Source organism: Dryocola clanedunensis, from assembly GCF_038405435.1.
Taxonomy (GTDB): Bacteria; Pseudomonadota; Gammaproteobacteria; order Enterobacterales; family Enterobacteriaceae; genus Dryocola; species Dryocola clanedunensis_A.
Genome location: NZ_JBBYHZ010000012.1, coordinates 13,714 through 35,133, shown reverse-complemented (window position 1 = coordinate 35,133; position 21,420 = coordinate 13,714). Strand labels below are relative to the sequence as shown.

General features: G+C 53.4%; 19 protein-coding genes. 14 read left to right on the top strand and 5 right to left on the bottom strand.

Translation table 11 applies throughout. The features are described from left to right. Positions 1–39: 39 nt before the first annotated feature. Positions 40–1,485, bottom strand: coding sequence for an alanine/glycine:cation symporter family protein (locus tag AAE045_RS19695; RefSeq protein WP_455549158.1), 1,446 nt, complete (start codon positions 1,483–1,485; stop codon positions 40–42). A gap of 216 nt (positions 1,486–1,701) precedes the next feature. Here AAE045_RS19695 and tal point away from each other — a divergent pair, with 216 nt between their 5' ends. From tal to AAE045_RS19680, 3 genes are all read left to right on the top strand, one after another. Beyond that, positions 1,702–2,655, top strand: a complete 954-nt coding sequence (tal, locus tag AAE045_RS19690; protein ID WP_455549157.1) for a transaldolase — start codon at positions 1,702–1,704, stop codon at positions 2,653–2,655. 110 nt (positions 2,656–2,765) lie between these two features. Then, the gene (mog, locus tag AAE045_RS19685; RefSeq protein ID WP_455549156.1) at positions 2,766–3,353 is read left to right on the top strand and encodes a molybdopterin adenylyltransferase; all 588 of its coding nucleotides are present in this window, start codon (positions 2,766–2,768) and stop codon (positions 3,351–3,353) included. A 126-nt stretch (positions 3,354–3,479) separates the two neighbouring features. Then, positions 3,480–4,793: an MFS transporter gene (locus tag AAE045_RS19680; RefSeq protein WP_455549155.1), complete on the top strand. Its 1,314-nt coding sequence runs from the start codon at positions 3,480–3,482 to the stop codon at positions 4,791–4,793. 51 nt (positions 4,794–4,844) lie between these two features. On the opposite strand, the gene satP is transcribed toward AAE045_RS19680, so the two are convergent. After that, positions 4,845–5,411, bottom strand: a complete 567-nt coding sequence (gene satP / locus AAE045_RS19675) for an acetate uptake transporter (protein ID WP_455549154.1) — start codon at positions 5,409–5,411, stop codon at positions 4,845–4,847. A gap of 126 nt (positions 5,412–5,537) precedes the next feature. Between satP and AAE045_RS19670 the strand changes: the two genes are divergently transcribed. The 5 genes from AAE045_RS19670 (at position 5,538) to AAE045_RS19650 (ending at position 10,565) form a co-directional block, all read left to right on the top strand. Further along, entirely contained in the window at positions 5,538–5,711 is a 174-nt protein-coding gene (locus AAE045_RS19670; RefSeq protein ID WP_455549153.1) for a hypothetical protein, read from the top strand. Then, positions 5,712–7,628 (top strand): molecular chaperone DnaK, encoded by a 1,917-nt coding sequence (dnaK, locus tag AAE045_RS19665; protein WP_455549152.1) that lies wholly within the window; start codon positions 5,712–5,714, stop codon positions 7,626–7,628. It abuts the gene before it with no gap. Positions 7,629–7,711: 83 nt separating this feature from the next. Then, entirely contained in the window at positions 7,712–8,845 is a 1,134-nt protein-coding gene (dnaJ, locus tag AAE045_RS19660) for a molecular chaperone DnaJ (protein WP_455549151.1), read from the top strand. 295 nt (positions 8,846–9,140) lie between these two features. Beyond that, positions 9,141–10,088 (top strand): LysR family transcriptional regulator, encoded by a 948-nt coding sequence (locus AAE045_RS19655; protein WP_455549150.1) that lies wholly within the window; start codon positions 9,141–9,143, stop codon positions 10,086–10,088. Positions 10,089–10,241: 153 nt separating this feature from the next. After that, the gene (locus AAE045_RS19650) at positions 10,242–10,565 is read left to right on the top strand and encodes a phage holin family protein (protein WP_455549149.1); all 324 of its coding nucleotides are present in this window, start codon (positions 10,242–10,244) and stop codon (positions 10,563–10,565) included. A 50-nt stretch (positions 10,566–10,615) separates the two neighbouring features. On the opposite strand, the gene AAE045_RS19645 is transcribed toward AAE045_RS19650, so the two are convergent. Together AAE045_RS19645 and AAE045_RS19640 are read right to left on the bottom strand one after the other, a co-directional pair. Then, entirely contained in the window at positions 10,616–11,158 is a 543-nt protein-coding gene (locus tag AAE045_RS19645; RefSeq protein ID WP_455549148.1) for a glycoside hydrolase family 108 protein, read from the bottom strand. 21 nt (positions 11,159–11,179) lie between these two features. Then, complete coding sequence (locus AAE045_RS19640) at positions 11,180–11,626, bottom strand: winged helix-turn-helix domain-containing protein (RefSeq protein ID WP_455549147.1); 447 nt, start codon at positions 11,624–11,626, stop codon at positions 11,180–11,182. A 410-nt stretch (positions 11,627–12,036) separates the two neighbouring features. Between AAE045_RS19640 and AAE045_RS19635 the strand changes: the two genes are divergently transcribed. The 3 genes from AAE045_RS19635 to nhaR all read left to right on the top strand — a co-directional run bounded on the left by AAE045_RS19635 (position 12,037) and on the right by nhaR (position 16,474). Continuing rightward, entirely contained in the window at positions 12,037–14,109 is a 2,073-nt protein-coding gene (locus tag AAE045_RS19635; protein WP_455549146.1) for a glycosyl hydrolase family 18 protein, read from the top strand. A 236-nt stretch (positions 14,110–14,345) separates the two neighbouring features. After that, the gene (nhaA, locus tag AAE045_RS19630) at positions 14,346–15,515 is read left to right on the top strand and encodes a Na+/H+ antiporter NhaA (protein WP_455549145.1); all 1,170 of its coding nucleotides are present in this window, start codon (positions 14,346–14,348) and stop codon (positions 15,513–15,515) included. A gap of 71 nt (positions 15,516–15,586) precedes the next feature. Beyond that, positions 15,587–16,474: a transcriptional activator NhaR gene (gene nhaR / locus AAE045_RS19625; RefSeq protein WP_455549144.1), complete on the top strand. Its 888-nt coding sequence runs from the start codon at positions 15,587–15,589 to the stop codon at positions 16,472–16,474. Between the two features lie 67 nt (positions 16,475–16,541). Here nhaR and rpsT read toward each other — a convergent pair whose 3' ends face one another. Continuing rightward, positions 16,542–16,805, bottom strand: a complete 264-nt coding sequence (gene rpsT / locus AAE045_RS19620; protein WP_202301296.1) for a 30S ribosomal protein S20 — start codon at positions 16,803–16,805, stop codon at positions 16,542–16,544. 326 nt (positions 16,806–17,131) lie between these two features. Between rpsT and ribF the strand changes: the two genes are divergently transcribed. From ribF to lspA, 3 genes are read left to right on the top strand one after another with little or no spacing between them, the layout of a single operon-like run. Beyond that, positions 17,132–18,064, top strand: coding sequence for a bifunctional riboflavin kinase/FAD synthetase (ribF, locus tag AAE045_RS19615; RefSeq protein WP_455549143.1), 933 nt, complete (start codon positions 17,132–17,134; stop codon positions 18,062–18,064). Positions 18,065–18,092: 28 nt separating this feature from the next. After that, on the top strand, positions 18,093–20,909 hold the full coding sequence (gene ileS, locus AAE045_RS19610) for an isoleucine--tRNA ligase (RefSeq protein ID WP_455549142.1): 2,817 nt from the start codon (positions 18,093–18,095) through the stop codon (positions 20,907–20,909). Next, positions 20,909–21,409, top strand: coding sequence for a signal peptidase II (lspA, locus tag AAE045_RS19605; protein ID WP_455426863.1), 501 nt, complete (start codon positions 20,909–20,911; stop codon positions 21,407–21,409). The genes ileS and lspA overlap by 1 nt, the downstream gene beginning before the upstream one ends. Positions 21,410–21,420: the final 11 nt, after the last annotated feature.

Here is a 21,420-nt window from a genome sequence, read left to right as displayed (position 1 = left end):
TGTAGCAAATTTCCTGAAAGTATCCGCCAATGGTTGTGATTAACCGCCGCTTTGCTTTTCCTTCTGCCCGTCCCAGACGCCCGGTTCCAGCTGGCTTTTTATTTCCGGGAAACGGTCGGGGTTAAACACGGGCGTGAGGCCCAGCCGCTGCTGGCGCAGGTAGTCCGCAGTTAATTCCCGCACCACCGGAGAGAGCAGCAGGATCGCGCTGAGGTTGGTTATCGCCATTAGCGCCATTGCCACATCGGCGAGCTGCCAGACCAGAGGCAGCGGTGAAAGCGTACCGAAGAGCACCATAATCAGCGCCAGACAGCGGAAAGAAATCTGCGAAACGGCACTGTTTTTCTGCAGAAACAGCAGGTTATTTTCCGCGTAGGCATAGTTGGCAACGATGGAGGTAAAGCCGAACAGGAAGATAATAAAAGCAATAAAGGCCGTGGCCCAGCTGCCTACCATGCTGCTTAACGCCATCTGGACAAGTTGGATACCGTCTACGCCGCTTTCTGCGCGGTCCAGCATGCCGGAAACCAGTACGATGGCTGCGGTGGCGGTACAGATAACGATCGTATCGAAAAAGACGCCGAACATTTGCACCAGACCCTGCGAGGCCGGGTGAGGCGGCCACGCTGAGGCTGCCGCGGCGGCATTCGGGGTAGAGCCCATACCCGCTTCGTTAGAGAACATACCGCGCTGAAAGCCGGTAGTTATAGCCTGGCTTAACGTATAGGCCACCGTGCCGGAGGCCGCTTCGCGCCAGCCGAAAGCGCTTTTGATGACCAGCATAATGACCTCCGGGATACGGTCGATATGCAGCACGATGACGTAGAGCGCCATCAGCACCCAGATCAGCCCCATAAAGGGCACCAGATACTGGGAAAGCTTCGCCGCCCCGCGCATTCCTCCCCATATCACGCCACCGGTCAGGAAGATTAGCAGAATGCCTATCCACTCTCTCGGCACGTTAAAGGCAAAGTGAACCGCATTTGCGATAGCGTTTGCCTGCACCGCGTTGAAAATCAGGCCAAAGGCGATCATTAAAAATAGTGAGAACAGGACGCCCATCCAGCGCATGCCCAGCCCCCGCTCCATGTACCAGGCGGGACCACCGCGATAGTGGCCTTCGCTGTCGCGGGTTTTATAGAGCTGGGCGAGAGAGCATTCGGCATAGGAGGTTGCCATGCCAACGAGGGCGATGACCCACATCCAGAAGATGGCACCGGGGCCGCCAATAGTCAGCGCCAGGGCTACCCCGGAGAGATTTCCGCTGCCGACGCGGGCGGCGAGGCTGGTAAACAGCGCCTGGAGTGGCGAAATTCCGGTTTTGTCGGCGCTTTTTCCAGGTGCGAGCAGGGCGCGAAACTGGGTGAAATAGCGGAACTGCACGAAACCGCAGCGGAGGGTAAACCAGATACCCGCGCCGATGAGCAGGTAAATCAACAACGAGCCCCAAAGTATCTCGTTGATAAAATGCAAAAAACCGATCATTAACGTCCCTCTTGTCAATGTTTCACGAAAGTGGTCGGGAGGCGATCCCAACCCGTAGTCCATTACATCGCAGGCGAATATTACAGGAAGTTTATCATATTTATCTTACCTTCCGGATGGACGATTGCCACGGTTGCACCTGAGTTGCGTCGTGATATCATCAGGTAAGACCGGTTACATCTCCCTAACAAGCTACACCTGACGAGAAACACTATCATGACGGATAAATTGACCTCCCTGCGTCAGCTGACCACAGTGGTTGCTGACACCGGGGATATCGCGGCAATGAAGCTGTACCAGCCGCAGGATGCTACGACTAACCCTTCTCTGATTCTGAACGCAGCGCAAATCCCTGAATACCGTAAACTGATTGACGATGCGGTAACGTGGGCGCGTGAGCAGAGCAGCGATCGCGCGCAGCAGGTTGTGGACGCCACGGATAAACTGGCGGTAAACATTGGTCTGGAAATCCTCAAGCTGATCCCAGGTCGCATCTCTACCGAAGTTGATGCTCGTCTGTCTTACGACACCGAAGCCAGCATCACCAAAGCAAAACGCCTGATCAAACTGTACAACGACGCGGGCATCAGCAACGACCGTATCCTGATCAAACTGGCTTCTACCTGGCAGGGCATCCGTGCCGCCGAGCAGCTGGAAAAAGAAGGCATTAACTGTAACCTGACCCTGCTGTTCTCCTTCGCCCAGGCCCGTGCCTGTGCCGAAGCAGGCGTGTTCCTGATCTCTCCGTTCGTTGGCCGTATCCTCGACTGGTACAAATCTAACACCGACAAGAAAGAGTATGCGCCGCAGGAAGATCCGGGCGTGGTGTCCGTGGCTGAGATTTATCAGTACTACAAGCAGCATGGCTACGAGACCGTAGTGATGGGCGCAAGCTTCCGTAACGTTGGCGAAATCCTTGAGCTGGCAGGCTGCGACCGTCTGACCATCGCGCCAGCCCTGCTTAAAGAGCTGGCTGAAAGCGAAGGCGCGGTTGAGCGCAAGCTGAGCTACACCGGCGAAGTGAAAGCGCGTCCGGAACGCATCACTGAATCCCAGTTCCTGTGGCAGCACAACCAGGATCCAATGGCCGTTGATAAACTGGCTGACGGTATCCGTAAGTTTGCTGTAGACCAGGAAAAGCTGGAAAAAATGATCGGCGACCTGCTGTAATCATTGGCGTGGCCGGGCATCCCGGTCACGCTTTTTAACGTTATACCCTGTCTGCAAATCCCCCTGCCGTGTATCATTCCGCTCAAGTTTGCTGAATTCCCGGAATCGATATGAATACCTTACGCATTGGCTTAGTTTCCATCTCCGACCGCGCCTCCAGCGGTGTTTATCAGGACAAAGGCATTCCGTCGCTCGTTGAGTGGCTGGAGCGCACCCTTACCACCCCGTTTCAGATTGAAACCCGCCTTATTCCCGACGAGCAGCCGATCATCGAACAGACGCTGTGCGAGCTGGTGGATGAAATGGCCTGCCACCTGGTGCTGACCACCGGCGGTACCGGGCCGTCGCGCCGCGACGTGACGCCGGACGCGACCCTTGCGGTTGCCGATCGCCTGATGCCGGGCTTTGGCGAGCAGATGCGCCAGATAAGCCTGCACTATGTGCCAACGGCGATTCTTTCCCGCCAGGTTGGCGTCATCCGCAAGCAGGCGCTGATCCTCAACCTGCCGGGCCAACCCAAGTCGATCCAGGAGACGCTGGAAGGGGTGAAAGACGAAAACGGTAAGGTTGTGGTGGCGGGGATCTTCGCAAGTGTACCGTATTGTGTACAGCTGCTGGATGGTCCTTATATCGAAACCGATGACCAGGTTGTAGCAGCATTTCGCCCCAAGAGCGCGCGACGCGAGACAAAATCCTGAAGATAGGCCGTTTGTGACATAAGATGCAGTGCCTGTGGAGTGTTGTGGGTTAACCGTTATAGTAAGCTTTGCTTTACAGTAAAACGGTCAGTCACCCTTACGCTTCCTTTATACGCACGGTTTCTTATGTCAAAACAACAGCAGACAAGACCTCTGAACCGTCAGGACTACAAAACCCTGACGCTTGCCGCCCTTGGCGGCGCCCTCGAATTCTACGATTTTATTATTTTCGTCTTTTTTGCCACCGTCGTCGGCGCGCTGTTCTTTCCCGCAGATATCCCCGAGTGGCTGCGCCAGGTGCAGACCTTCGGCATTTTTGCCGCCGGTTACCTTGCCCGCCCGCTGGGCGGCATCGTCATGGCGCACTTTGGCGATCTGGTTGGCCGCAAGAAGATGTTCACCCTCAGCATTCTGCTGATGGCGGTGCCGACGCTCGCCATTGGCCTGCTGCCGACTTACGCCACGCTGGGCATTGCTGCCCCCATCCTGCTTCTTCTTATGCGCGTGCTGCAGGGTGCCGCCATCGGAGGCGAAGTGCCGGGAGCCTGGGTTTTCGTCGCGGAGCATGTGCCTTATAAACGCATCGGCATTGCCTGCGGAACGCTGACCGCCGGGCTGACGGTTGGTATCCTGCTGGGATCGGTGGTGGCCACGATTATCAATACGGCGATGACGCAGGAGGCCATTCATAACGGCGGCTGGCGTATTCCTTTCCTGCTGGGGGGGATTTTCGGGCTGGTGGCGATGTACCTGCGCCGCTGGCTGCAGGAAACGCCGATTTTTATCGAGATGCAAAAACGCAGGGCGCTTGCGGAAGAGCTGCCGTTGAAATCGGTGGTAATGAACCATAAAAAAGCCGTCGTCATTTCAATGCTGCTGACCTGGCTGCTGTCGGCGGGTATTGTCGTGGTGATCCTGATGTCGCCGACCTGGCTGCAAAAACAGCTGGGTATTGCTCCAGCGCTTACGCTACAGGCCAACAGCATCGCCACTATTATGCTGTGCGTAGGCTGCATTGTGGCGGGGCTGGTTGTCGACCGCATCGGTGCCAGCAGAACCTTTATCTTCGGCAGCCTGCTGCTGGCGGTGTGCAGCTGGATGTTCTATCACCTGACGGCCAGCCATCCGGAATATTTGTTCTTCTTATATGGGCTGGTCGGCCTGAGCGTGGGCGTCGTCGGCGCGGTGCCGTTTGTGATGGTGCGGGCATTCCCGGCGGAGGTCCGTTTTACCGGTATCTCATTTTCCTACAACGTCTCCTACGCGATTTTTGGCGGGCTGACGCCAATCCTCGTCACCATGCTCATGGGCGTCTCTCCGATGGCTCCGGCCTGGTACGTGCTGGCGCTGGCGCTGGTTGGGCTGGCGTTAGGTATCTGGCTGCGAAGAGATTTGAATCATGAGGATGGGGTGGTGGAAAGACCGCTGCAACATTCATAAAAAAAATGCGGAGCCAGGCTCCGCATTTTTGTTTCTTTCAGGTGGCTGGAATCAGTGCTTTTCGCCCAGCGGCAGCACGGTGCGGCCAAACTGCTCGTTGATCACTTCGCCCATCGCGGTGTAAATGGCGCTTGCGCCACAAACCAGGCCAACCCAGCCCGCTGCGTGGATGATGCTCTCGCTATCGGCAAAGTGGCCGATAGACAGCAGGGCAAACAGCACGGTCAGGCTGCCGAAAATAAACTGCTGCATGCGTGAACCCTTCAGCGTGCCGAAGAACATGAACAGTGTGAATACGCCCCACAGGCCCAGATAAGCACCCAGGAAATGCGCGTTCGCCGCATCGCCAAGGCCCATTTTAGGCATCAGGAAGATAGCAACCAGAGATAACCAGAATGCACCGTAAGAGGTGAATGCGGTCAGGCCAAAGGTATTGCCTTTTTTGTACTCAAGCAGGCCAGCAAAGATTTGCGCGATGCCACCGTAGAAGATCCCCATGCTCAGGATCGTGATATCAAAACCAAATAGCCCGCTGTTGGTCAAGTTGAGCAAAATGGTGGTCATGCCGAAGCCCATTAAGCCCAGGGGAGCTGGATTAGCCAACTTAGTGTTGCCCATAGTTCCTCTGAAAAATTCGTCTGAATAAGTTTATTAATAAATGACCCGATTGCCGTGAAAGGGCAGCGGGGCGCGGCATCATAATGGGGTGCAGGGGCGGAGTCCATGATCTAAACAGGTGTGAAGATGAAAATTTTTTTTGCGTTGCCCCTTGATGGCGAGCCAGCCGACCCCATCTTGTATGCAACCGCAGTTGGCGGACCTGTAAAAAAACACGTTTGGGCAGTTGAAACACTCTTGTTTGCCCGCATAACAGGTTCACAACCACATGACGAACAAATTTTAAGTGGAGACGTTTAGATGGGTAAAATTATTGGTATCGACCTGGGTACAACCAACTCTTGTGTAGCAGTTATGGATGGTACCACTGCACGTGTGCTGGAGAACGCCGAGGGCGACCGCACCACACCTTCCATTATTGCTTATACCCAGGATGGCGAAACTCTGGTTGGTCAGCCGGCTAAGCGTCAGGCAGTGACTAACCCGCAGAACACCCTGTTCGCGATCAAGCGCCTGATTGGCCGTCGTTTCCAGGACGAAGAAGTGCAGCGCGATGAAGCTATCATGCCGTACAAAATCATCGGCGCTGACAACGGCGACGCATGGATTGACGTGAAAGGCCAGAAAATGGCACCGCCGCAGATCTCTGCTGAAGTGCTGAAGAAAATGAAGAAAACGGCTGAAGATTACCTGGGTGAACCGGTAACTGAAGCGGTTATCACCGTACCTGCTTACTTCAACGATGCTCAGCGTCAGGCAACCAAAGACGCCGGTCGTATCGCAGGTCTGGAAGTCAAACGTATCATCAACGAACCAACCGCAGCGGCGCTGGCCTACGGTCTGGATAAAGAAGTTGGCAACCGCACTATCGCGGTTTACGACCTGGGTGGTGGTACTTTCGATATCTCTATTATCGAAATCGACGAAGTTGATGGTGAGAAGACCTTTGAAGTGCTGGCGACCAACGGTGACACCCACCTGGGTGGTGAAGACTTCGACAGCCGTCTGATCAACTACCTGGTAGAAGAGTTCAAGAAAGATCAGGGTATCGATCTGCGTAACGATCCGCTGGCGATGCAGCGTCTGAAAGAAGCCGCTGAAAAAGCGAAGATCGAACTCTCTTCTGCGCAGCAGACCGACGTGAACCTGCCGTACATCACAGCAGACGCGACTGGTCCTAAACACATGAACATCAAAGTGACTCGTGCAAAACTGGAATCCCTGGTCGAAGACCTGGTGAACCGTTCTATCGAGCCGCTGAAAGTTGCGCTGCAGGATGCTGGCCTGTCCGTATCCGACATCCAGGACGTGCTGCTGGTTGGCGGTCAGACCCGTATGCCAATGGTGCAGAAAAAAGTTGCTGAGTTCTTTGGTAAAGAGCCACGTAAAGACGTTAACCCGGACGAAGCCGTTGCCGTTGGCGCAGCCGTTCAGGGCGGTGTTCTGACAGGCGAAGTGAAAGACGTACTGCTGCTGGACGTTACCCCACTGTCTCTGGGTATCGAAACCATGGGCGGCGTGATGACTGCGCTTATCAACAAAAACACCACTATCCCGACCAAGCACAGCCAGGTGTTCTCTACCGCTGAAGACAACCAGTCTGCGGTAACCATCCATGTGCTGCAGGGTGAACGTAAACGTGCTGCGGATAACAAAGATCTGGGCCAGTTTAACCTGGATGGGATCAGCCCGGCACCGCGCGGCATGCCGCAGATCGAAGTCACCTTCGATATCGATGCTGATGGTATCCTGCACGTTTCCGCGAAGGACAAAAACAGCGGTAAAGAGCAGAAGATCACCATCAAGGCCTCTTCTGGTCTGAACGAAGAAGAGATCCAGAAAATGGTTCGCGAAGCAGAAGCTAACGCCGACGCTGACCGTAAGTTCGAAGAGCTGGTTCAGACCCGCAACCAGGCAGATCACCTGGTGCACAGCACTCGCAAGCAGGTTGAAGAAGCAGGCGACAAGCTGCCGGCTGACGACAAAACTGCGATCGAAGCTGCTCTGAGCGCGCTGGAAGGTTCTCTGAAAGGCGAAGACAAAGCAGACATCGAAGCGAAGATGCAGGAGCTGGCTCAGGTTTCCCAGAAGCTGATGGAGCTGGCTCAGGCGCAGCACGCTGAGCAGCAGGCGGGGAACGCGGCTGATGCAACCAACGCTGGTAAAGAAGACGACGTGGTTGACGCCGAGTTCGAAGAAGTTAAAGACAAAAAATAATCGCCCTTTGAGCGGTTTATAACTGGCACGGGCGTAGGAGTTTTCTCCACGCCCGTGTCCGCATGTTAGGGGCAGAATAAAACATGGCGAAGAAAGACTATTACGAGGTTTTAGGCGTCGCGAAATCCGCAGACGAGCGTGAAATCAAAAAAGCTTACAAGCGCCTGGCGATGAAATTCCACCCGGACCGTAACCAGGGTGACAAAGAGGCCGAAGGTAAGTTTAAAGAGATCAAAGAAGCCTACGAAATCCTCACCGACGAGCAAAAACGTGCCGCTTATGACCAGTACGGTCACGCCGCGTTCGAGCAGGGCGGTATGGGTGGCGGCGGTGGCTTTGGCGGCGGCGGCGCTGACTTCAGCGACATTTTTGGTGACGTATTTGGCGATATCTTTGGCGGCGGTCGTCGTCAGCGTGCTTCACGCGGTGCCGATCTGCGCTACAACATGGACCTTTCTCTGGAAGAAGCCGTCCGTGGCGTAACCAAAGAGATCCGTATCCCGACGCTGGAAGAGTGTGACGTTTGCCACGGCAGCGGCGCAAAATCCGGTTCGAAGCCGCAAACCTGTCCAACCTGCCACGGCGCGGGCCAGGTGCAGATGCGCCAGGGCTTCTTTACCGTGCAGCAGAGCTGTCCGCACTGTCAGGGTCGCGGTTCAATTATCAAAGATCCGTGCAACACCTGTCATGGCCATGGCCGCGTAGAGAAAACCAAAACCCTGTCGGTGAAAATCCCGGCTGGCGTGGATACTGGAGATCGAATCCGTCTGACCGGTGAAGGTGAAGCAGGTGAGCACGGCGCGCCAGCAGGCGATCTGTACGTTCAGGTGCAGGTTAAGCAGCACCCAATCTTCGAGCGTGAAGGCAACAACCTTTACTGCGAAGTGCCGATCAATTTTGCGATGGCAGCGCTGGGCGGCGAAATTGAAGTGCCGACCCTTGATGGCCGCGTGAAGCTGAAAGTGCCGGGTGAAACCCAGACCGGTAAGCTGTTCAGAATGCGTGGCAAAGGTGTGAAATCCGTACGCGGTGGAGCGCAGGGTGACCTGCTGTGCCGTGTGGTTGTCGAAACACCGGTTAGCCTGAATGAAAAGCAGAAACAGCTGTTGCGCGATCTGGACGAGAGTTTTGGTGGCCCGAGCGGTGAGAAAAACAGCCCGCGTTCCAAAACCTTTTTCGACGGCGTGAAAAAGTTCTTTGATGATTTAACGAGCTGATCCTTCGGATCGGCAGCGTTTCAAAACCTGAAGCACGCTTAATACGTGCTTCAGGTTTTTTTATGTCTGCGATTTAAAATTGTACAACGCCCCATCATGGCTTCTTAAAACATTAATAATATTATCGGCTTAAGATTTATCTTACGTCATTAAATAAAAGATAAATGGCTTTCCAGATAGCCAAAATTATTTCATCTTTTATCATTAACATTCTGATTTGTTGAAAGATGATTGTCTTTTGTTGGCATAAATATCTACTTTTATCACTTACTCTCATTATCGAGGTGAAGTGACGGTGAATAACAGGAACGACTTAAAAGAATTTGATTTAAATTTGATCAAAATCTTTGATGCAGTAATTTCTGCGGGGAATGCAAAACGCGCTTCACAGCGCCTGAAAATCACCCCCGCCGCAGTAACCTTTGCCATGCAGCGACTGCAGGCAATCTACAAAGAAGAGCTTTTTATCAGGACCTATCAGGGGCTGACGCCTACTGCCAAAGCGAAAGAGATTCACCGAATATTTTCCCACGTTATTGCCAGTATCCAGTCAACGATGGACGTTCCTGTGCAGGAGAAATCCGCTCACGAGATAACGGTGATGGGCGGGGAGGTCAGCCAGGAATATTATATATCCCAGATGCACGGTATGGAGGCGTTTGAACGATTCATTATCAGCCACTATCAGGGAAGAACTTACCCGGTTGAAAAAATAAAAGATTTTCTTATCCTCGGGGACATCGATTTGGCTATGAGCAATACCTCAATGGATGATATTGATATCGAAACCATCAAAATTGATAAATATTCGAAATTTACCGCAATATGCAGCAAAAAAAATCCCCTGGCTGAACTCAACTGCCTGAGCCTGTACAATTTTTACTCCAACGCCCACGCTGTGTATCACACCCACGTTTTTACTTCTAATTTCAGCGACGAAGTTGATTTTATACATTCTGATTTTCCGTTTTCGGGGGTCAGAAAGATTAGCTATCGTTCAGATTCGATGCGGGCGGTGGTAAGCGCCGTTGAGAACACTTCAATGATCGCCGTCCTGCCGGTGAAGCTTGCAAGGTATTATCAATCAAAATATAACGCCGGTATTTCTTTGATTGATCTGCCTCCCGAATTAGCCTTTAAAACGGTGCCAGTGTACGCTTCGTGGTATCGGCAAAGCACCCGCAGAGGCTACATTAAAGAATTCGTCAGTATGATCCAGACGCTTTCCTCCTTCCGTAAGTAAGGGATCGTAGCGATATCAACAGCATGAGGGAACGCGCTTTGTTCAGTGATTTATATATTAGAAACCTTTGATTGTTATTGATTACCCCAATCATTTTCTGCCGCGTATTTTATCCGTAGCGGAACAGGTCCGCATAATTGATTGGGGAATATTATGAACGTTTCTTCTAATGTGGAAGGCACTAAGGTCATGCTGCTTGAGCTGGAAGTGCTGTCAACGGTCATTATCATTGGTGGTTGGGGAGGCATCGTCAGCTTTTTGATTAAAACGCAGAATACGAAACGAAGCCTGGAGCAATGTTTAAAGAATATTGTTATTTCATGCTTTACCGGTTTCATACTCAGTGCCATTGGCTTCGAAAACCATATGAGCATGTACATGATTATCATGGTGGCCGGATTGGGCGGCGTGTTTGCGGTCCCGATTCTCAACGTGCTGGGCGAGCGGCTTAAGAAAATACTGGAGAAGCTGGTGTGATAAAACATCTACGGGATACGCTGTATCCCGATTAGATGATGAGCCTGACATTAATCAAGAGCAATTCTTTCTTTTATCCAGCCATAAATAAATTCTTCATTTGCCTCACGTTTCTCGGTGATGGTGAAGTAGTAGCTTCCCTGGCTACAGTTGAGCGCCTTGAGCAATACCTCTTCCCCTTCCGTACCTCGCCAGGATAAATACTGCTGCAATGAGGAGCGTGTTTGCTCGCCCATCACACCATCAACGGTGATATCCGGGTAGCGTTTTTGCCGCTGATTAAATAAGTTAAGCCACTGTTGCAGCCAGCGCCCAGGGTAATCGGGGCCAATATTCACCGCCGTATCGCAAAGCTTAAATGCTACGGGGATGGAGATCTGCGCCAGCTTATCTAAACCAGTCTTAATCCAGTAGTCCTCTTCCATAATGCTATAGGCTTCGTCACGGGTGAGGTCTTGCATATCACCCTTGAAACCGTGGGCGCGCGCTACGGCCTCGGTAATACCCCAGTTTGTGGCGCCGCCTTTATCTGCCGGATTGTTTACGTAGCCGCCTTCTTTCATAAAGATGCCGTCTATCACAGGATTATTCATTTTTGATTCTCCATTAACATATTAAAATAAGGTGATTTCTATGACGCTGCACAGTGACAGCAGCGTCATGGCCAGCATGACAACAAACATCACCTGCCAGCGCGTTATATTCAGAAGGGGTTTTTTATCTTCGGCGATAGGGTCAATACTGATGTTATCGTTGACTTTAATACCCTGGCGGGGAACCGTGACGAAAAGATCGGTGATGCCAAGCGATTTTAAATCGCGGCGAATTAAATAAAGAATTTGCGTCAGATTAGCATCACTGACAAATTGCCCCCTGTTTCCCCAAAGCTCTGTAGCCAGCTCCTCTTTTTCTATAATCCCATTTTCAGCGTGTGAAATAATATAGCTAAGACAGCGGCAGCGCATCGACGTCATTTTTACGATACATGAGTTGTCTGCCGTTTTAAGCTCGTTTTTATCTTCGTTATAGATACAATTATGATTGATTAGATATCTTTTCATTAGATACACCTAACTATTAGTAGAGCGGGTGGATATTGTTTTTGTCGAGTGCGAGGATATTAATAATGAGGGTAAGAATAATCTATACCTACTTTTAGTTAGGGCGGGTGGGCATCTCTTTTTAGTGATATAGTTAGCAAAAACCATAGCAAATAAAATGCTGTTTAATTGCTAATTAAAGCAAGCTTAATTTGATCCGTCTTGTATTCGTCGCATCACACCTCTGGGAGTGTTTAAGTCGTAATGATGGTTGTGAAAAAGGCATTTATCTTTTTTTAATTTATTTCCTTTGTCATCAGCAAGATAAATGAGGGGAAGTGAGTAGTGATGATTTGTCTGAATGCCAGGTTATGGCCAGCATGCATCTTGCGGCACTCTGCTGCACACTAAAAAAATAAAGGATAAATATAATGACAGCGAGCAAACTGATTAAAGGCGACTGCTACACTGAAATAAGTAATGCTGCGGATGGATTCAACCCGGCGCTGGAAGTGGAAAAATACAGCTATACTTCTGCCCGCGTACAGAATTACGTTTACAACAAATATAATACCGCAGGAAAGCCAAAGGTTTTCGGCTACTTTACCGACTGGTCTCAGTATGATGGCCGTTTACAAAATAACGATCTTCCTGCCGGACGCGGTCGCGGTTTTAATCTTGCCAATGTTTCCCCGACCGCCTATGACAAAATCATTGTCGGCTTCCTTGGCATCGTAGGCGATAAAGGCGAAAAACAATATACGATTACAAATGCCGCCTCTCAGACAAATAAAGTCACCAACGAGCCGACTTTCCTCGACCCGTGGGGCGATTTCCAGTCCAGCACTAACTGTAACGTTGACGCGGGCTGGGTAGACATTAATCCGGCAACCGTCACCCAGGCCCAGTCAAAAGGCCTGATCGGCGGCCTGCGTAACCTGCAGCAAGCCGCGAAGAATCAGGGCCACGACCTGGCCTTATCGATTAGTATCGGCGGCTGGACCATGAGTAATGGTTTCCACAATATGTCCGCCAGCGCCGCCAGCCGTTCAACCTTTGTTAAGGGCGTCGCTAAACTCTTCAAACAGTTCCCAATGTTCAGCGAAGTGGATATCGACTGGGAGTACCCAAATAATGCGGGCAACAATAACCCGTTCGGCCCGGAAGACGGCGCTAACTACGCGCTGCTGATTAAAGAGCTGAAGAAAGAGCTGGCGGCAATTAACCGTAGCGATGTGAAAATTTCGATTGCCAGTTCGGCGGTCGTGGAAATTCTCGGCTATTCAAACGTGAAGGCGTTACTTGAAGCTGGTTTATACGGCATCAACGTTATGACCTATGACTTCTTTGGTACGCCGTGGGCCGAAACTTTGACTCACCATACTAACCTGAAAGCGCTGGTTAAGGATGGCTGGGGCATCGATTCCGTCGTGGATTATCTGATTGCCGAAGGCTTCCCTGCTGACCGTATTAATATCGGTTATGCCGCCTATTCACGTAATGCCCGCAACGCTGAAATCGAATGCTTCTCTCCGCTGAAAGGCAGCTATTCGGCAGGCACCGGCACCACTACCGGTACCTTTGAGTCCGGCTGCACCGAATGGTACGACACCATTTATAACTACCTGGATCTTGAAAATCAGCGCGGTCGCAACGGCTTCAACGTCTACACCGATGAAGTGGCGGATGCCGACTATCTGTTCAATCCGCAAACCAAACTGTACCTGTCACTGGATACGCCACGTTCCGTGAAGGCGAAGGGGGCCTATGCTGCCAGCCGTAACCTCGGCGGCCTGTTTACCTGGACTATCGATCAGGATAACGGCGTGCTGGTCAACGCGGCCCGCGAAGGCCTGGGCTGTGAAATTGTGGATGAAGTTGTTGATATGCAGCCGTTCTATTTTGAAGGCATCAATATTACCGGCGGTGATGACGATGACGACGACGTACCGGTACCTGTCGTTAACCATGCGCCAGTCGCCAAAATCGCGATGAACATTGTTGGAGGCTCTACCGTTCAGCTTTCAGGTAAAGGCTCAAGCGATGAAGATCACGACGCGCTGACCTACAGCTGGGGCGTACCTGTGGCTATTACCGTCGCGGATAAAACTGCTGCGATCCTCGAGTTCAGCGTACCGGTGGTGACTGAAGAAACCGTCTACCAGTTCACGCTTTTTGTTCGCGACAGCCAGGGCGAACCTTCGACCCAGCAGCGTTATGAGCTGACCGTTGTGCCTGCGTTGACTCCCGACGTTGACCCAACGCCGGACCCAACGCCGGATCCAGACCCAACTCCAGAACCCGATCCAACGCCGGATCCGGTACCCGATGACTCAGGCTATCCCCAGTGGAATGCAGAGACTATTTATGGTCAGACCTGGGGCGTATTCGAAACGGTGAGCTGGAAAGGCCGCAACTATACCGCCAACTACTGGACGCAGGGCGATCAGCCGGACCTGAACTGCGGTGGGTCAGAAAAACCGTGGAGCATCGCGAAGGCATAACAAGCACTCCGCTTCTGCAGCAAAATATCAGCCCCGATTCCCCGGGGCTTTTTACGTTTCGTTGCCTATAGTTAAGCAGGCCGGGCCGGGGATGTTGTGGCTTTTTCATCCTTTTATTGCTCGTTATTTACGATGTTTAAAGCTTAAATAACCTGCTTTTATCGATGTGTTTAAGCTGTTATCCTCGCGCCCATTGGTGGCTCATTTGACTGGCTGCCGGAATAAGGGAGGGAAACATGACCAAATCACTGCAAAACTTTTTCGGGAATGACGCCGCTGGCGGCATCCTGCTGATTATCGCCGCTTCTTTAGCGATGCTTCTGGCGAACATGGATGCCACCAGCAGCCTGTACCAGGCGTTTCTTGCCACGCCCGTCGAGGTGCGCGTAGGCGCGCTGGACATTAATAAAAACATGCTGCTGTGGGTGAACGATGCCCTGATGGCCATCTTCTTTCTGATGATTGGCCTGGAGGTGAAGCGGGAAATGGTGGAAGGGTCTCTGGCCAGCCGCCGCCAGGCTGCTTTCCCAATGATCGCCGCGCTGGGCGGCATGGTGATCCCAGCCGCCATCTATCTGATCTTCAACTTTCAGGATCCGGTGACCCGTGAAGGCTGGGCAATCCCGGCGGCAACGGATATTGCCTTCGCGCTGGGTATTCTTGCGCTGCTCGGCAACCGGGTGCCCGTCGCGCTCAAAGTGTTCCTGATGGCACTGGCTATTATTGATGACCTGGGCGCCATCGTCATCATTGCGCTGTTTTATACCAACGATCTTTCGTTGCTGTCGCTGGCGGTAGCGGCGGGGGCAATTGCGGTTATGGCCTTGCTGAATCTTTTCAACGTGCGCCGCACGGGGATTTATATCCTGGTAGGCGTGGTGCTGTGGACCGCCGTGCTCAAGTCCGGCGTACACGCAACGCTTGCCGGAGTGATTATCGGCTTCCTGATCCCGCTTAAAGAGAAGGACGGGCACTCCCCGGCAAGAGAGCTGGAGCACATCCTGCATCCGTGGGTCGCGTTCCTGATCCTGCCGCTGTTTGCCTTTGCCAACGCGGGCGTCTCTTTACAGGGGGTGACGCTGGAAGGGCTGACGTCGCTGCTGCCGATGGGGATTATTGCCGGTCTGTTTATCGGTAAGCCGCTGGGGATTAGCCTGTTCTGCTGGCTGGCCCTGAAGCTTAAGCTTGCCAGCCTGCCGGAGGGAACGACCTTCAAGGATATTCTTGCCGTGGGCGTGCTGTGCGGCATCGGCTTTACCATGTCGATCTTTATTGCGTCCCTGGCCTTCAGCAGCGTCGACCCGGAGCTCATCACCTGGGCGAAGCTCGGCATCCTCATCGGCTCGTTGCTTTCCGCCGTGGTCGGATACACTATGCTGAGAAGCCGGTTTTCACCGGCGGCGTAACCAGATTCAATTTCACCGCTGGCGGCCCCTGCTGCCAGCGAAAGGACAATCTCTCAGGGAGTGAAAGCGCCGTGTCGCACATCAATTACAACCATCTCTACTACTTCTGGCACGTCTGCAAAGAGGGCTCGGTGGTGGGGGCAGCGGAAGCGCTGTACCTGACGCCGCAGACTATCACAGGGCAAATCAAAGCGCTGGAAGAGCGTCTGGACGGCAAGCTGTTCAAACGCAAAGGCCGGGGCCTTGAGCCCTCGGAGCTGGGCCAGCTGGTCTTTCGCTACGCGGACCGTATGTTTACGCTAAGCCAGGAGATGCTGGATATCGTCAACTACCGCAAAGAATCCAGCCTGCTCTTCGACGTCGGTATTGCCGATGCATTGTCTAAACGATTAGTTAGCGGCGTGCTGGATGCCGCCGTCGTTGAAGACGAACAGATTCATCTGCGCTGTTTTGAATCCACGCACGAAATGCTGCTCGAACAGCTCAGCCAGCATAAGCTGGATATGATTATCTCGGACTGCCCGATTGACTCCACGCAGCAGGAAGGGCTGTTCTCCGTCAAAATTGGCGAGTGCGGCATCAGCTTCTGGACTCAGGAGCCCTTGCCGGAGCTGCCGTTCCCGGCCTGCCTTGAAACAAGACGCCTGTTAATCCCCGGCCGTCGCTCGATGCTGGGGCGCAAAATCCTCAACTGGATTAACACCCAGGGGCTGAAGGTCGAGATACTGGGCGAGTTTGACGATGCGGCGCTGATGAAGGCGTTTGGCGCGGCGCACAATGCGATATTCGTTGCCCCGACGCTGTACGGGCAGGATATCTATAAAGACGACAATATCGTTGAGATTGGGCGCATTGAGAACGTGATGGAGGAGTACCACGCGATTTTCGCAGAGCGCATGATCCAGCACCCGGCGGTGCAGCGAGTCTGCAAAAGAGATTACTCGGCGCTGTTTAAATAGCGCCGGATTTCAGGCATAAAAAAACCGGCGTGAGCCGGTTTTTTTTAAGCTGACAACAGAAAGGCGATTAAGCCAGTTTGTTGATTTGCGCAGTAAGGTTAGCCTTATGACGCGCAGCTTTGTTTTTGTGGATCAGACCTTTGCTAGCCTGACGATCCACGAGTGGTTGCATTTCGTTAAATGCTTTCTGTGCAGCAGCTTTGTCGCCAGTTTCAATCGCTGCGTATACTTTCTTGATGAAAGTACGCATCATAGAGCGACGGCTTGCGTTGTGCTTACGAGCCTTTTCAGACTGTACAGCACGTTTCTTAGCTGATTTGATATTAGCCAAGGTCCAACTCCCAAATATGATCTATGTGGACAATTCAAAGGCCGAGGAATATGCCCGGTTAGCCTTCTTTTGTCAATGGATTTGTGCAAATAAGCGCCGTTAACTTTACGACACCTCTTACGTTGTGATGGCGCGGATTCTACCAGCATCGGGCCTGCGAATACAGCCTTTAGCTAACAAAAATCCATCAATAACGGCTAAGCGACGCAAAAGCGTCCCCCAGCGTAATGAAAACCTTAAAGCTTTATGTCAAACGGACAATCGCTGGTTAACGTTCATCGCGGTAGTTGATATAATCCGCCGATTTCCACTGTTTTGAGCCAGCCATGAAGCTGATACGCGGCATACATAATTTACGCCAGAATCACCACGGGTGTGTCCTCACCATTGGTAATTTTGATGGCGTGCATCGAGGCCACAAGTCTCTGCTACAAGGGCTGTGTGAGGAGGGGCGTGCGCGCAACCTTCCGGTCATGGTGATGATTTTCGAGCCTCAGCCGCTGGAGCTTTTTGCCGCAGGCCAGGCGCCCGCACGCTTAACCCGTCTGCGTGAAAAATTGCGCTACCTGGCGGAGTGCGGCGTGGACTACGTGCTTTGCGTGCGGTTCGACCGCCGCTTTGCCGCACTCACGGCGCAAAACTTTGTCAGCGATCTGCTGGTTAACCGCCTCGGGGTGAAGTTTCTCGCCGTCGGGGATGATTTCCGCTTTGGTGCTGGTCGCCAAGGGGATTTCTTGTTATTACAGAAGGCTGGCCTGGAATACGGCTTTAACGTCATCAGCACGCAGACTTTCTGCGAAGGTGGCGTGCGCATTAGCAGCACGGCGGTTCGCCAGGCGCTGGCGGATGACAACCTCGAGCTTGCAAAAAGTCTGCTCGGGCATCCGTTTATCATCTCCGGACGCGTTGTCCACGGCGACGAGCTGGGCCGCACCATAGGTTTTCCGACGGCGAATATACCGCTGCGTCGTCAGGTCTCCCCGGTAAAAGGGGTATATGCGGTAGAAGTGGCGGGCCTCGGCGACAGGCTGCTTCCTGGCGTTGCCAATATCGGCACCCGCCCTACGGTGGCGGGGATGCGCCAGCAGTTAGAAGTCCATTTGCTGGATGTTGCAATGGACCTGTATGGACACCATATAGATGTGGTGCTGCGTAAAAAAATACGCAATGAACAGCGCTTCGCTTCGCTCGATGAACTGAAAGCGCAGATCGCTAACGATGTAGTAACCGCCCGCGAATTTTTTGGCTCTAATACCTGAGCAAGCTAACTACGGAACCGAGAATCTAATGAGTGACTTTAAATCTACCCTGAACTTGCCGGAAACAGGGTTCCCGATGCGTGGCGATCTCGCTAAACGCGAACCGGGCATGCTGGCGCGCTGGAACGATGATGACCTGTACGGCATCATCCGTACTGCAAAAAAAGGCAAGAAGTCCTTTATTTTGCACGATGGCCCTCCTTACGCGAACGGCAGCATTCATATTGGTCACTCCGTAAACAAGATTCTGAAAGACATTATCGTTAAGTCCAAAGGGCTTTCCGGTTTTGACTCGCCGTATGTGCCGGGCTGGGACTGCCACGGTCTGCCAATCGAGCTGAAAGTAGAACAGCTGATCGGCAAGCCGGGCGAAAAAGTGTCCGCGGCGGAATTCCGTGCGGCGTGCCGTAAGTACGCGGCAGAGCAGGTTGACGGCCAGCGCGAAGACTTCATCCGCTTAGGCGTGCTGGGAGACTGGTCACGTCCGTACCTGACCATGGATTTCAACACCGAAGCGAACATCATCCGTGCGCTCGGCAAAATCATCGGTAACGGCCATCTGCATAAAGGGGCTAAGCCGGTGCACTGGTGCGTCGACTGCCGTTCAGCGCTGGCTGAAGCGGAAGTCGAGTACTACGACAAAACGTCTCCTTCCATCTTTGTTAGTTTCCAGGCCGTCGATGGCGACGCGGTAAAAGCGAAGTTTGGTGCGGCTGCGGTGACCGGCCCGGTTTCTCTGGTTATCTGGACAACCACCCCGTGGACGCTGCCGTCTAACCGTGCGGTGTCCCTGAACGCTGAATTCGAATACGTGCTGGTGCAGGTTGATGGCCAGGCGCTGATCGTGGCTAAAGATCTGCTTGAAAGCGTAATGAAAAGCGCGGCAATCAGCGACTGGACAGTGCTGGGCGAAGCGAAAGGCGCAGAGCTTGAGCTGATGCGCTTTAAGCATCCGTTCCTGGCTTTCGATGTGCCGGTGATTCTGGGCGACCACGTTACCCTGGATGCAGGTACCGGTGCGGTGCATACCGCCGGTGGCCACGGTCCTGACGACTACGTGATCAGCCAGAAATACGGTCTGGAAATCGCTAACCCGGTTGGCCCGGACGGCTGCTACCTGCCTGGTACCTATGAAGGTCTGGACGGCGTGCAGGTCTTTAAAGCCAACGATCTGATCGTCAACATCCTGCGCGATAAAGGCGCTCTGCTGCACGTTGAAAAACTGCTGCACAGCTACCCGCACTGCTGGCGTCATAAAACCCCGATCATCTTCCGCGCCACGCCGCAGTGGTTTATCAGCATGGATCAGAAAGGCCTGCGCGAGCAGTCCCTGAAAGAGATTAAAGGCGTGCAGTGGATCCCGGACTGGGGCCAGGCGCGCATTGAATCCATGGTTGCTAACCGTCCTGACTGGTGCATCTCCCGTCAGCGCACCTGGGGCGTGCCGATGTCCCTGTTCGTGCATAAAGAGACGGAAGAGCTCCACCCGCGCACGCTGGAACTGATGGAAGAAGTTGCGAAGCGCGTAGAACAAGACGGCATCCAGGCGTGGTGGGATTTAGATCCGCGCGACATCATGGGTGACGACGCAGACAACTACAGCAAAGTGCCGGACACCCTGGACGTGTGGTTCGACTCCGGCTCAACGAACTCATCCGTTGTGGACGTGCGCCCTGAGTTCAACGGCCACGCGGCGGATATGTATCTGGAAGGGTCGGATCAGCACCGCGGCTGGTTCATGTCTTCCCTGATGATCTCCACGGCGATGAAAGGCAAAGCGCCTTACCGCCAGGTACTGACCCACGGCTTCACCGTAGATGGTCAGGGCCGCAAGATGTCCAAATCCATCGGCAACACCGTTTCTCCGCAGGACGTGATGAACAAGCTGGGCGCGGATATCCTGCGCCTGTGGGTGGCGTCTACCGACTACACCGGCGAAATGGCGGTTTCCGACGAAATCCTCAAGCGTGCTGCTGATGCATATCGTCGCATCCGTAACACCGCACGCTTCCTGCTGGCTAACCTGAACGGCTTCAATCCGGAAACCGACATGGTGAAACCAGAAGAGATGGTGAAGCTGGACCGCTGGGCGGTAGGCTGCGCGCAGGAAGCACAGGCGGATATCCTGGCCTCCTACGAAAACTACGATTTCCACGAAGTGGTGCAGCGTCTGATGCGCTTCTGCTCCGTTGAAATGGGCTCGTTCTATCTCGACATCATCAAAGACCGTCAGTACACCGCGAAGCCGGACAGCGTGGCGCGCCGCAGCTGCCAGACCGCTCTGTATCACATTGCAGAAGCGCTGGTTCGCTGGATGGCGCCGATCATGTCCTTCACAGCCGACGAAATCTGGGGCTTCCTGCCGGGTAAACGCGAGCAGTACGTCTTCACCGGCGAGTGGTACGAAGGTCTGTTTGGCCTGGATAACGCCGAAGAGATGAACAACGACTACTGGGATACTCTGCTGACCGTACGTGGCGAAGTGAACAAGGTCATTGAGCAGGCTCGCGCCGACAAGCGCGTTGGTGGGTCTCTGGAAGCGGCAGTCACCCTGTACGCGGACAGCGATCTGGCAGCGAAGCTCAACGCCCTGGGCGATGAATTGCGATTTGTCCTGTTGACCTCCGGTGCGCAAGTTGCCGATTATGCGCAGGCAATGGAAGACGCTCAGCCGAGCGAAATCCTTAAAGGCCTGAAAGTCGCCTTGCGTAAAGCCGACGGTGAGAAGTGCCCGCGCTGCTGGCATTACACCACCGACGTCGGTCAGGTAGCGGAACACGCAGAAATTTGCGGCCGCTGTGTCAGCAACGTAGCCGGTGACGGCGAAAAGCGTAAGTTCGCCTGATGAGTAAACCGATTCTTTCTACCGGCCTGCGCTGGCTGTGGCTGGTGGTCGTGGTGTTAATCATCGATCTGGGCAGCAAGTACCTGATCCTCCAGCATTTCATGCTGGGGGACACCGTCTCGCTGTTCCCGTCGCTGAACCTGCACTACGCCCGTAACTACGGCGCGGCGTTTAGTTTCCTGGCGGATAAAGGCGGCTGGCAGCGCTGGTTCTTCGCGGGCATTGCGGTGGGTATCTCCGTGGTGCTGGCGGTGCTGATGTACCGCGCGAAAGCCACCCAGAAGCTGAACAATATCGCCTATGCTTTGATCATCGGCGGCGCGCTCGGCAACCTGTTCGACAGGCTCTGGCACGGCTTCGTGGTCGACATGATCGACTTCTACGTCGGCGACTGGCACTTTGCCACCTTCAACCTGGCCGATACGGCAATCTGTATCGGCGCGGCGCTGATTGTGCTGGAAGGGTTCTTCGTCTCTGACGGGAAGAAGAAAGCGGCATAATCCGGCCCGCG